We start from the raw sequence: 12,915 nt of genomic DNA on the forward strand, positions 1-12,915 counted from the left end.
GAATTTTTTGCATGAGACTCGGTGCGGTATTTGCACAAAATTGGGAACATTTCTTCGTACTTTGGGTCTTTAGGCGGCGGCGGCGCTGGCAGCTAAGCCCTGTGAAATGCAGCCTAGGGTGAGGGTTTTCTCATCTAAAACCACTAGAGAGCGTAGAATCGGTTTGACCACTCTTGATCAAATGATCCAGGTGTGAACGGTCTTGCCAAATGGGGCTTGTAGTGCGGCCTCCCGCCCTTCGGCGCGGCCGGTGCGGGCTGTCCAAACTGGCGGGTTTTCAGTCCCGGGCAGATTGCCGCGATTGCCTCTGGTTGGGTCTCGGCCCTATGGTCATAGAATGATAGAACTCAGAGATTTACAATTGGTGACGGCTCTGGCCCGGCATAAGCATTTTGCCAAGGCGGCCAAAGACTGCGGCATGTCCCAGCCGGCCTTTTCCATGCGCATTCGCAACCTTGAGGAAAAGCTGGGCCTCTCGATTGTTCGGCGGGGCAACCGGTTTCAGGGTTTGACAGGTGAAGGCGAGATGATCGTGCGCCGAGCGCGCGGGATTTTGGATGACGCCAAAGCACTGGAGCAAGAGGTTTCAGCCTCGCGGGGGGAAGTGACCGGAACCCTGATGTTGGGGGTGGTGCCCACTGCGACCGCTTTTGCGGCTCAGGTGGTGAACCGCTTGCACGAGGTGCATCCACGGGTTTTGGTCCATATTGATGTCACCACCTCAATGGCGATTCAGCAGCGCATCCTGGATGGTACCATCGACGCTGGCGTGACCTATAGCGATAGCGTGCCGCCCGGATTGGTCGCAACCACCCATCTGTATGAAGAAAGCTATGTGTTGCTGGCCCCGGAACCCATGGTGGCGCATCTGGGTGAAAGCATCAGTTGGCAGGCTGCCGCTGCTCTGCCCCTCAGCCTGCTGGAGCCGGGGATGCAAAACCGGCGTATTCTCGACCGTATCTTTGCTGGCCTGGAGGTCAAACCTGACGTGATGTCTGAATCCAGCGGCTTTATGTCAGCGATTATTATGGCGCGCGAAGGCGCGGTGGCGACCATTCTGCCACGGGCCCTGGCGGATGCCTTGGGAGAGATCGTCGGCACCCGTGTGCTTGACCTGATGAGCGCTGGAGACATGGAATCGCAGGCGCGCCCGCTCTGCCTCGCCTGCCTGCAGCGCACGCCGGAACTGACCACCGTCGCCTCTTTGCGCCGGGTTGTTGCCGCCTTTATGCGATAAGCTTTCGTTATTGCGCATTCCGCACATACAATTTGACGATATGATTTCCTGATGACATTTGCCGAGAAAAGGCACGTGCGTAATTTTTGGAGGTCAGCGTGGCACCATTGGACAATAGCAAGGGCGTCTGGAAATCCGGCAAAGGCAAGGGGCGCAAAACGCCCAAGGGTCGCCAGCTGGAGGATCAGGCACATAGCGAGGTTCTGGCACTTCTGGGTGATCGGCCCCGCAATCGGGATTTGTTGATCGAGTTTTTGCACCTGATCCAGGATGCCTATGGCCATCTGAGCGCCGCGCATATCCGTGCCTTGGCGGAAGAGATGCGCACTGGCCAGGCAGAGATCTACGAGGTGGCCTCGTTCTATGCCCATTTTGATGTGGTCAAGGAAGGCGAGACACCGCCGCCCGCGCTGACCATCCGCGTTTGCGATTCCCTGTCCTGCGAAATGGCCGGCGCCCAGCAGCTGAAACAGGCCCTGGAAGACGGCCTGGATGCGTCACAGGTCCGTGTGTTGCGGGCGCCCTGCATGGGCCGCTGTGATACCGCTCCGGTGCTGGAAATCGGCCATAACCACATTGACCACGCCACCGTCGAAAAGGTGCAGGCGGCCATTGCGGCAGAGGACACCCATGTGCATGTCCCTGCCTATGAAACCTTGGCAGATTATCAGGCTGACGGCGGCTATGCGGTGCTAAAAGATCTGCGTGCGGGCGGCGACTGGGAAGCGGTTCAGGCCAAGATCAAAGAGGCAGGGTTGCGGGGTCTGGGTGGCGCGGGGTTCCCATCGGGCACCAAATGGGGCTTTGTACGCGCCAATGAAGGCACGCGCTATCTGGCCGTCAACGGTGACGAGGGCGAGCCGGGCACCTTCAAGGACCGCTACTATCTGGAGCGCACCCCACATGTCTTCTTGGAAGGCATGCTGATTGCGGCCTGGGCGGTTGAGGCGGAAAAAGCCTTTATCTACATGCGCGATGAATACCCTGCGGTACTGGAGATCCTGGCAACCGAGATCAAGGCGCTGGAACAGGCTGGTATTGTCGAACCCGGATATATTGATCTACGCCGTGGCGCGGGGGCCTATATCTGTGGCGAAGAGAGCGCCATGATCGAGTCGATTGAGGGCAAACGCGGCGAGCCACGCCACCGTCCGCCCTTTGTGGCGCAGGTGGGGATCTTTGGCCGACCAACGCTCGTGCATAACGTCGAGACCCTGTACTGGGTCTGCAAGATCAACCGCGAAGGCCCCGAGTGCCTGAATTCGGTTGAAAAGAACGGCCGCAAGGGCCTGCGCAGCTATTCGGTCTCCGGTCGCGTCAAGAACCCCGGCGTACATCTGCTGCCTGCGGGTTCCACCATCACTGATATTATTGCGGCCTGTGGCGGCATGCTCGAGGGTCACACCTTTAAGGCCTATCAGCCGGGTGGCCCGTCTTCGGGTCTACTGCCTGCCTCGATGCATGATGTGCCCTTGGATTTTGACACTCTGCAGCCCCATGGCACATTCATTGGCTCTGCTGCTGTTGTGGTGCTGTCGGACCAGGATTCGGCCCGCGATGCGGCGCTGAACATGCTGCGTTTCTTTGAAGATGAAAGCTGCGGCCAGTGCACCCCCTGCCGGGTGGGCTGCGAAAAAGCCGTCAAACTGATGGGCGAAAAGAAATGGGACCAGGGTCTGTTGGAAGAGCTGAGCGCCGCCATGGTTGATACCTCGATCTGCGGCCTGGGCCAGGCTGCGCCCAATCCCATCCGTCTGACCATCAAACACTTCCCCGAGGAGGTCTGAGATGTACAGCGTAACTGAGATCTTCCGCCCGGCGGGTTTCGCCGGGCAGCGCCCGACCCGCCCCCATGGGCGGGCGCTTCACGCCCACCCCGGGACGGGCGCTGCCCTCCGCGTGACACACCAGATGGAAGAGGTCTGAGCCATGAGCGATAAAATCACATTCACCCTCGATGGCGAGCAGGTCACAGCCGAAGCAGGCCTGACCATCTGGGAAGTTGCCAATGGCCGGGGTTTGAAAATTCCGCATCTGTGCCACAAGCCACAGCCGGGCTATCGCCCCGATGGCAACTGCCGCGCCTGCATGGTCGAGATCGAGGGCGAGCGCACATTGGCCGCGTCCTGCATTCGCGAACCCAGCTCAGGCATGGTGGTCACCACCAATAACGCCCGCGCGGAAGGCGCCCGTAAAATGGTGATGGAGCTGCTTGTCGCGGACCAGCCCAAGCAGGAAGAGGCGCATGATAAGTCCTCGCACCTATGGGATATGGCGGCGCTGAACGGGGTTTCCGAGTCGCGCTTCCCCAAGCTGGAAGAAGGCCGCATTCCCTTGCTTGACGACAGCCATGTGGCGATGAGCGTCAACCTGGATGCCTGCATCTCCTGCGGGCTTTGTGTGCGCGCCTGCCGCGAAGTTCAGGTTAATGACGTCATCGGCATGGCCGGCCGGGGTCACGACGCCTATCCAACCTTTGATATTGCGGATCCCATGGGCGGCTCGTCCTGCGTGGCCTGCGGTGAATGTGTGCAGGCCTGCCCCACCGGGGCCTTGATGCCCGCCGCCGTGCTGGATGATCAGGGCGTTGGCGATCTGCAGGACTTTGATTCTGAAACCGAAAGCGTCTGCCCTTTCTGTGGGGTGGGCTGCAAGGTCAGCCTCAAGGTCAAGGATGGCAAGGTCAAACATGTGGAGGGCATCAACGGCCCCGCCAATGAAGGCCGCCTCTGTATCAAAGGCCGCTTTGGCTTTGACTATATCCACCATCCGCACCGCCTGACCAAACCGCTGATCCGCCGCGATGATGCCCCTGCCAAGGGACTGAACGTCGATCCCGGTGATCTGGCCACCCATTTCCGCGAAGCCAGCTGGGAAGAAGCCATGGAGCTGGCAGGCACCCGCCTGAAAGCTCTGCGGGATGAAGACCCCAAATCGGTTGCCGGGTTTGGCTCGGCCAAATGCACCAACGAAGAGGCCTATCTCTTCCAGAAGTTCATCCGCCAGGGGTTCAAGCACAACAACGTCGATCACTGTACCCGGCTATGCCATGCCTCATCGGTGACGGCGCTGATCGAAAACGTCGGCTCAGGCGCGGTGACCGCGACCTTCAACGAGATCGAAAATGCTGATGTGGCGATCATCATCGGCTCCAACCCGATCGAAAACCATCCCGTCGCAGCGACCTATTTCAAACAGTTCACCAAACGTGGTGGCAAGCTGATCGTGATGGATCCGCGCGGCGTCGGCATGCGCCGCTACGCAGCTGAGATGCTGCAATTCCGCCCCGGTGCGGATGTGTCGATGTTGAACGCAATCATGCATGTCATCGTCGAAGAAGAGCTCTACGACGCCGATTACATCAAGCTGCGCACCGAAAACTGGGAGGCCGAGAAGGCCCATCTAAAAGACTTCACCCCGGAAAAAATGTCCGAAATCTGCGGCATCGAACCAGAGCAGCTGCGCCGCACCGCGCGCCTCTTTGCCAAGGCGAATGCGGGGATGATTTTCTGGGGCATGGGGGTTTCCCAGCATATCCACGGAACCGACAATTCACGCTGCCTGATCAGCCTGGCGCTGATGACCGGAAATGTCGGTAAACCGGGCGCTGGTCTGCACCCTCTGCGCGGACAAAACAACGTGCAGGGTGCCTCTGATGCCGGCCTCATTCCGATGTTCCTGCCGGATTATCAGTCGGTTATGGATGACGGCATCCGCAAAAGCTTTACCGATGTCTGGGGCGGGGGAGATTTCTCCAATGAGAAAGGCCTCACCGTGACCGAAATCGTGGACCAGGCCTATGCGGGCAACATCAAGGGTATGTATATCCAGGGTGAAAACCCGGCCATGTCCGACCCTGATGCCGATCACGCCCGCGAGGCCTTTGCCAAGCTGGACCTGATGATCGTGCAGGATATCTTCCTGACGGAAACGGCAAACTTTGCCGATATCATCCTGCCCGCCTCGGCGCTCTATGAAAAGAACGGCACCGTTTCCAACACCAACCGCCAGGTGCAGCGGGTTCGTCCCGCTGTGGCGCCTCCGGGTGAGGCGCGCGAAGATTGGAAAGTCACCGTCGAGCTGGCGCAGCGTATTGGCCTGCCCTGGGACTACGCCGATGTCTCCGAAGTCTTTGCCGAGATGAAGCTCAACATGAAGTCGCTTGACAATATCACCTGGGAGCGCCTGGAAACCGAAACCATCACCTATCCGTCGCTGCATGCAACCGACCCTGGTCAGGCGATTGTCTTTGGCGATGGTTTCCCCCGGGTTGACGGGCGCGCGCGCTTCACGCCCGCCAGTGTGATTGCACCGGATGAGGCCCCGGATGCGGACTATCCGATGATCATGACCACCGGGCGGCAGCTGGAACATTGGCACACCGGGTCGATGACCCGGCGCTCGCTGGTGCTGGACGCGGTTGAGCCCGAGGCCAACTGTTCATTGCATCCAAAAACCCTGCGCGCTCTGGGGGTGGAGCCTGGGGATATGGTCCGTCTGTCCACCCGTCGCGGCTCGATTGAGATCATGGCCCGTGCAGACCGCGCTATCGCCGAGGATATGGTGTTTGTGCCTTTCGCCTATGTCGAAGCCGCCGCCAATATCCTGACCAACCCTGCGCTGGACCCCTACGGCAAAATCCCTGAGTTCAAATTTGCGGCGGTGAAAATCGAAAAAGCCGAAGGCCAGATCGCAGCACAATAGCGGGCGTTTTTCTGCAGCTTATACCATTGGGCGCGACATCTTGGATGTCGCGCCCTCTCTTTTGACCGTACCCTCTGTGCCCACTGTGGAGACCTGCGGTCAAGGAGCCCGGCAGGGCCCGCGCTTTGCGCGGCTTGTCCTTGAGGGCAGAGCTCCAGATCTTAAAATTGATCAGGCGCATTGAGGGGCAGATTTGCCCCTCAATCGCATCTCAGCACATTTTCTTTTCTTCGCCGGGCAACGCCCGGCGCTGGGCCCAACGGGAGGGGGCGGGGCTTGCCCCTGCGCCCGACGGGCGGGAGCGCGCGCTTTTGCGGTTAAGCCAACAGGGTGATGGCTGACTGACCGGCAGCGCGGCGCAGGGCATGGGTTTCCTGTAACTCGGGATCATTGATCCAGGCCTTGGCGGCCTCGACATCGGGGAATTGCAAAATCACCCCAATGCCCGTTTTGTCGCGGCTGCCCTCGATAACAGTCTGGTTGGGGGTGGAAACCAGTGGTTTGGCCCCGTGCTTTTGCAAGGCCGCCCCAGCTTTCTCGCGGTAAGCTGCCATGATCTCGGGATCTTCCAGCACCAGGTTTACATATACATATGCCATGTTTTTTCCTTTTCTCAGTGATGGCAAACAGATGGGGGAAGGGCGGGCGCAAGAAAACACATGCATTTGAGTGTTATCCATGCAAAAACGCATGGTATGCAGATCAACTGGGATGACATGCGCACGATCCTGGCGCTGGTACGGGCCGGAACACTGGCCGGGGCCGCCGAGGCGCTGTCGGTGAGCTACACCACGGTGGCGCGCCGGGTGCAGCGCGCCGAAGATATGCTGGGCCGCCCCCTGTTTGAGCGCCGCCCCGAAGGCTATTTGGCCAGTCCCGAAGCCGAAGACCTGGCCAGAGCCGCCGCTCGGATGGAACAGCAGGAACAGGCAGCATTGCGTCAGTTGTCAGGGCGGGACCAGGGGCTGTCTGGCCCCCTGACGCTCACCGCGCCGCAATTGCTGATCCAGACCCATCTGGCGCCTTTTCTGGCAGAGTTCTGCCGACAGAACCCCAGGATCGCGCTGACGGTGCGCGCCACCAATGATGTGTTGGATCTGACCCGGCGCGAGGCGGACCTGGCGCTCCGTATCAGCAAATCCCCTGGGGATAGTCTGGTGGGGGTGCGTCTGGCGGACCAGAAAACCACCTGTTTTGCCCGGCCTGAAACCATCGCGCAGGCCAAATCGGACCCGCAAGCCCTGCTGGATTGGGTGATTTACAGTGAGCAGGAGGCCCCACCCAATGCGGCGCTGGCGCTCTATCCGAACTATCGCATTCGGGCGCGGTTTGACGACATGACCGCGCTGATCGCAGCGGCCAAGGCCGGTATGGGGGTGGTACGCATGCCGGTGTATCTGGGGCGGAGCGATCCAGAGCTGCAGCCACTGCCGGGGCTGGAGCCGCAGGACTATGCTCCGATCTGGGTGCTCAGCCATCAGGATCTGCTGCAATCTGCCAAGGTGCGGAGCTTGAAGGCGGCTTTGAAGCGGTTCTTTCGGACCCGCCAGGCTGATTTCACTCAGCTGTAGGTGGCGTTTCTGTGCTCTGGTGGCGCGCCATAAAGCGATCAATATCCACCTGCGCCGGGCGCTGGCCGGTGAAGACCTCGATATAGTCAGGCATCCGCGCCATGCGTCGTTCTTCGGGCTGTTGGATTTGCATCGAGATATAGCCGATCTGGGTGTAGATCATGGTCCGCGCCCGCACCAGAGCGGTGTCTAAACTATAGCCAAACCGCTGCAGCATCGCCGTCATTGCCGCCTCACGGCGCGCATCCGCCTGATCCAGCCGCAGTTGCAGCGCCGCGTCATTGCGCGCCCAGTTGCGGATCGCCAGATCCAGAGCGGCATCAAACAGGTCTGCATCCAGCCAGCAGTCAAACAGGTTAAAAATCGCCTCCGAGACATTGGCCGCATAGGCCTCGGTGCGGGCCACCAGATTGCCGGTGTTCTTGTCTTCCCAGTGTTGAATCATCGCTTCCAGCAGTGCTTCGCGGTCTTTGAAGTGCCAGTAAAAGCTGGTGCGCGAGACCCCAAGCCGTTTGGCAAGCGCCATGATTTTCACCGCCTCCACGCCATTGTTGGTCAGCTCGTCATACGCGGCTGTCAGCCAGGCCTCTTCCGAGGTCGGCGGGCGGGAAGGGTTCTGAATATTCATGCCAATGTCCTAACACCGACATCGGTTTGTCGCAATAGAGTTGACAGGTATGACTGCCTCATCGACACATGTGTCGAGTTGTACAGTTCTCGGGAGGCCAAAGGCATGAGTGACGCGCAGGAAAAAACACGGGGGCGCCGGTCCCGTCGTGGCGAGGGCCGCTCTGCCGAGCCGGGTCAGAATGCGTATTTAAAGACGCCCTTCATCAGCCGAAACCTCCCGACCTATGATATCCTGTCTGAGGAAAGCCTGGAGCAGATCGAAGCCACGGCAGAGCGGATCATGGCGGAGATTGGCATCGAGTTTCGCGACGATCCGGAGGTGGTGGAACTGTTTCGTGCCGCCGGGGCCCAGGTCACAGACCTCACCGCAGAGAGCTGGAACCTGAAGTTTGCGCCGGGGATGATCCGCCAGATCCTGTCGACGGCGCCCGCGCGGTTTACCCAGGTGGCACGCAATCCCGCCAACACAGTCGAGATCGGCGGTGATGCCATGGTCTTTGCGCCCTCCTATGGATCGCCCTTTGTGATGGATCTCGATAAGGGCAGGCGCTACGGCACCATCGCGGATTTTGAGAACTTCGTGAAACTGGCGCAGATGAGCCCCAACCTGCACCATTCCGGCGGGACAATCTGCGAGCCAACGGATGTGGCGGTGAACAAGCGCCATCTGGATATGGTCTATGCCCATATGCGCTATTCCGATCGTGCCTTTCTGGGATCCATCACCGCGCCAGAGCGGGCGGAGGACAGTATCGAGATGTGCCGCATTCTGTTTGGCGCCGATTTTGTCGACCAGAACTGCGTAATCATGGGCAACTTCAATACCACCTCTCCAATGGTGATGGACGGGGTGACAACGCGGGGTATCCGTATCTATGCGGCGGCGGCGCAGGGATCGATCCATCTGCCGTTTTTGCTGGGCGGCGCGGTGTCGCCGCTGACCACTGCCGGGGCGGTGGCGCAATGTCTGGCAGAAAGCATGGTGTCCTGCGCCATTACCCAGTTGGTGCGCCCCGGATCACCTGCGGTGCTGGGCTCTTTCATCAGCTCGATGTCGTTGCGCACAGGCTCGCCCACCTTTGGCACGCCAGAGCCCGCGCTGGGCTCGCTTGCCATGGGGCAACTGGCCCGTCGCCTGCAGCTGCCGCTGCGCTGTGCAGGCAACTTTTCAACTTCAAAACTGCCAGATGGGCAGGCCATGCAGCAGGCGATGATGTCGATGATGTCTGCGGTCCAATGTGGCGCCAACTTCATTTTGCACTCAGCCGGGTTTCTCGACGGGCTGTTGTCGATGTCCTACGAGAAATTCATCCTGGATGCGGATCTCTGCGGTGCCCTGCACGCCTACCTCAAAGGCTTTGAGGTGAATGAGGACACGCTGGGCTTTGAGGCGCTGGCCGAAGGTGGGCCGGGGCAGCATCTGTTTGCCACTCAGCATACCCTGCGCCATTACCAGAGCGCCTATTGGGACAGCGCCATGGATGACCAGCAGCCCTGGGAGACCTGGCATGAGCAGGGGGGCGTTGATGCCGCCACCCGCGCCAACAGCCGCTGGAAGGCGCAGCTGGCTAGCTATCAAGCCCCCGATCTGGACCCCGGCACCGATGAGGCGCTGCGGGAGTTCATCACCAAAACCAAAACCGCGATGCCAGACGCCTGGTATTGACCCTGCTTTTTGGCGTCCGGGGTGTACTTATACGTCGGATGCCAGTTCACTGAGACCACTTCAAGGCCGTTACCCCAGAAAGAAGACCCGATGTCCAACGACCCGCTTTTGCAGCCCTACACATTGAAACACCTGACCCTGCGCAATCGGATTATGACCACCAGCCATGAACCAGCCTATCCCGAAGAGGGCATGCCAAAACAGCGCTACGCGGCCTATCACGCAGAACGGGCCAAGGCCGGGGTGGCGCTGACCATGACGGCGGGCTCGGCTGCGGTGTCGCGCAACAGCCCGCCGGTGTTCAACAATATCCTCGCCTACAAGGACGAGGTGGTGCCCTGGATCCGCAACATGACCGATCAGGTGCATGACCACGGCGCGGCGGTGATGATCCAGCTCACCCACCTGGGTCGTCGCACCCATTGGAACAAGGGCGACTGGCTGCCGGCGGTGTCTTCGACCCGCCACCGCGAGCCGGCGCATCATGCCTTCCCAAAACTGGCGGAAGACTGGGATATCTCCCGTATCATTTCTGATTTTGCCGATGCGGCAGAACGCATGAAGGCGGGTGGTATGGACGGGGTTGAGATCATGACCCATGGCCATCTGCTGGATCAGTTCATCTCGCCGCTGACCAATGATCTGGATGGCCCCTATGGACGGGCCCACCTAGAGGACCGGATGCGGCTCACCACCGATATTATTGCCGCGGTGCGCCAGCGCGTCGGCGACGATTTTGTACTTGGGGTACGCTTTGCCCCGGATGAGGCCCATGACGGCGGCATCACCCCTGAAATGGGCGTGGAGATTGCCAAGATCCTGAAACAGACGGGCCAGGTGGATTTTCTCAACGTCAACCGTGGGCGTATCCATACCGATCCGGCGATGACCGATATGATCCCGGTACAGGGGATGAAGAATGCGCCGCATCTGGATTTTGCCGGATCGGTGCGCGCCGCCACCGGGATGCCGGTGTTCCATGCCTCCAAAATTCCCGATGTGGCCACGGCGCGCCACGCGGTCTCGGCCGGGCTGCTGGATATGGTGGGGATGACGCGGGCGCATATGGCGGATCCCCATGTGGTGCGCAAAATCATCGAAGGCCGCGAGGATGATATCCGCCCCTGCGTTGGCGCTACCTATTGTCTGGATCGGATCTATCAGGCGGGTGAGGCCCTGTGCATTCACAACCCAGCCACAGGGCGCGAAGTGACCATGCCCCATGACATTCCCCCAGCCCCGGAGAAAAAGAAAGTCGTGGTCATCGGTGCTGGCCCCGGTGGTCTGGAGGCGGCGCGGGTGGCAGCAGAGCGCGGTCATGCGGTGACCGTGTTTGAGGCACAGCCCGATCCTGGTGGGCAGATCCGCCTGACGGTGCAGAACCCGCGCCGCGCCGAGATGATCTCGATCATCGACTGGCGCATGGCGCAATGTGCGGCCCGCGATGTGGAGTTTCGTTTCAACACCTGGGCCGAGGCGGCGGATGTCACGGCGCTTAACCCCGATGTGGTGATCGTCGCCACCGGCGGCATGCCCAACAGCATGCTGCATGAAACCCGCGAGGAGGCCGCCAATGTGGTGACCAGCTGGGACATTATCTCTGGCGATGTAAAGCCGGGGACAAATGTGCTGATCTATGACGAAAGCGGCGATCACCCTGGGGTGATGGCGGCCGAGGTCGCCGCCAATGCCGGTGCCAAGGTAGAGCTGATGACCCCGGATCGCACCTTTGCACCTGATATCATGGCGATGAACCTGGTGCCCTACATGCGGGCGCTGCAAGATAAGGACGTGCGCTTTACCGTCACCCGGCGGCTGCTGTCGGTCAGGCCCAGTGGCAACCAGCTGACGGCGACCATTGGCACTGACTACAGCGGCCACACAACCGAGGCGCAGTATGATCAGGTGGTGGTGAATTACGGCACCCTGCCGTTAGACGAGTTGTACTTTGATCTCAAAGAGCTGTCGTCCAACCGGGGAGAGGTTGATCAAAGCGCCTTGATCGAGGGGCGGCCACAGGACATCAACAGCAACCCTGAAGGCGGCTTTCAGCTGTTTCGTATCGGCGATGCGGTGGCGGCACGCAATACCCATGCGGCCATCTATGATGCCCTGCGCCTGCTAAAGGATGTCTGACATGCGTCTTGGGTTTATCGGCACCGGAACCATTGCTTCTGCTGTTGTGCGTGGGGTGGCCGGGCAGGGCCATGACATCCGCATCAGCGCCCGCAGCAAGGCGCGCGCGGACGCCCTCGCTGCGGAGATCCCGGAAGTGCAGATCGCCGAGTTGCAAGAGATCCTGGATCACAGTGAGGTGGTCTTCCTTGGCCTGATGGTGCAAGCCGCCCCTGCCATCCTTGACCGCCTGACCTTCCCAGCAGATCTGCATGTGGTCTCCTTTATGGCGGGCGCTGATCTGGAACGGGTCTCCGCACTGGTTGCCCCGGCTCAGGCTGCGGCGGTGATGATGCCTTTCCCGGGCATTGCACAAGGCGGATCCGCCATCATGGCGCTGGGGGATGCTGAGCTGCTGACCCGGATCTTTGTGCCGCAAAATACCCTGTTCATGCAGCGCGACGCAGGCGAGCTGGACGCCTACCTCTGTGCCCAGGCTGTCCTGTCGCCTGTGGCGCGGCTAACAGCGGAGGCGGCCAACTGGCTGGGGCAACGTGTTTCGGACCCGGCCCAGGGAGAAGCCTTTTTGCGGATGCTGATTTCCAGTTCATTGGCTGGCAGCGTTGCTGAGGATCTTCTCACGGCCCTGAATACGCCCGGCGGCTACAACCAACGCCTGCGCCACCATATGGAAGCGGCAGGCATGGACAAAGATCTTGCCGCCGGTCTGGACGCTTTGCAGGGCTGACCCTGTTCCCTGGGCGATGCAGATGTTGCGCATCTGCCCGCCCAGCCCGGTTGCAAGCGCTGGCGCTGCTTTTGCAGCTCTTTCGTTTTTTTCTCTGCGTCTGGTGTTGTTTGTTTTGATTCCTTTTGTTGAGTCTGTGGGTAATGTTGTGGGTAAGTTGGATTTTGGTTGTTTTGTGGTTTGTGGGGGCTGTTTTTGAGGGTGTTTGGGGTGTGGGTGTGGGGGTGGTTTGTGTGGTAAGGTG

10 protein-coding genes are annotated in these 12,915 nt (G+C 60.2%); 8 read left to right on the plus strand and 2 right to left on the minus strand.

Features of this window, described 5'->3' with window-relative positions; all coding sequences use genetic code 11:
- The first annotated feature begins 337 nt into the window (after positions 1–337).
- The 4 genes from QZ268_RS02195 to fdhF all read left to right on the plus strand — a co-directional run bounded on the left by QZ268_RS02195 (position 338) and on the right by fdhF (position 5,941).
- A complete protein-coding gene (locus QZ268_RS02195; protein WP_295447368.1) occupies positions 338–1,237 on the plus strand; it encodes a LysR family transcriptional regulator in 900 nt (299 codons plus the stop codon).
- Between the two features lie 98 nt (positions 1,238–1,335).
- Positions 1,336–3,024, plus strand: coding sequence for an NAD(P)H-dependent oxidoreductase subunit E (locus tag QZ268_RS02200; RefSeq protein ID WP_295447370.1), 1,689 nt, complete (start codon positions 1,336–1,338; stop codon positions 3,022–3,024).
- 1 nt (position 3,025) lies between these two features.
- A complete protein-coding gene (locus QZ268_RS02205) occupies positions 3,026–3,163 on the plus strand; it encodes a hypothetical protein (RefSeq protein WP_295447372.1) in 138 nt (45 codons plus the stop codon).
- Between the two features lie 3 nt (positions 3,164–3,166).
- Positions 3,167–5,941 (plus strand): formate dehydrogenase subunit alpha, encoded by a 2,775-nt coding sequence (gene fdhF / locus QZ268_RS02210; protein WP_295447374.1) that lies wholly within the window; start codon positions 3,167–3,169, stop codon positions 5,939–5,941.
- Between the two features lie 317 nt (positions 5,942–6,258).
- Here fdhF and QZ268_RS02215 read toward each other — a convergent pair whose 3' ends face one another.
- A complete protein-coding gene (locus QZ268_RS02215) occupies positions 6,259–6,540 on the minus strand; it encodes a DUF1330 domain-containing protein (RefSeq protein ID WP_295447376.1) in 282 nt (93 codons plus the stop codon).
- 60 nt (positions 6,541–6,600) lie between these two features.
- On the opposite strand from QZ268_RS02215, the gene QZ268_RS02220 reads away from it, so the two are divergent.
- Entirely contained in the window at positions 6,601–7,512 is a 912-nt protein-coding gene (locus tag QZ268_RS02220) for a LysR family transcriptional regulator (RefSeq protein ID WP_349386914.1), read from the plus strand.
- On the opposite strand, the gene QZ268_RS02225 is transcribed toward QZ268_RS02220, so the two are convergent.
- Positions 7,499–8,140, minus strand: a complete 642-nt coding sequence (locus QZ268_RS02225) for a TetR/AcrR family transcriptional regulator (protein WP_295447378.1) — start codon at positions 8,138–8,140, stop codon at positions 7,499–7,501. The two genes, QZ268_RS02220 and QZ268_RS02225, sit on opposite strands and share 14 nt — an antisense overlap.
- Positions 8,141–8,245: 105 nt before the next feature.
- Between QZ268_RS02225 and QZ268_RS02230 the strand changes: the two genes are divergently transcribed.
- From QZ268_RS02230 to QZ268_RS02240, 3 genes are all read left to right on the plus strand, one after another.
- Positions 8,246–9,808 (plus strand): trimethylamine methyltransferase family protein, encoded by a 1,563-nt coding sequence (locus QZ268_RS02230; protein ID WP_295447380.1) that lies wholly within the window; start codon positions 8,246–8,248, stop codon positions 9,806–9,808.
- Between the two features lie 90 nt (positions 9,809–9,898).
- Entirely contained in the window at positions 9,899–11,944 is a 2,046-nt protein-coding gene (locus tag QZ268_RS02235) for an NADH:flavin oxidoreductase (RefSeq protein ID WP_295447382.1), read from the plus strand.
- 1 nt (position 11,945) lies between these two features.
- Complete coding sequence (locus QZ268_RS02240) at positions 11,946–12,671, plus strand: NAD(P)-binding domain-containing protein (RefSeq protein ID WP_295447384.1); 726 nt, start codon at positions 11,946–11,948, stop codon at positions 12,669–12,671.
- The last annotated feature ends 244 nt before the right edge of the window (positions 12,672–12,915 follow it).

Source organism: uncultured Pseudophaeobacter sp. (assembly GCA_905479575.1).
In the GTDB taxonomy this organism is placed as follows: Bacteria; Pseudomonadota; Alphaproteobacteria; order Rhodobacterales; family Rhodobacteraceae; genus Pseudophaeobacter.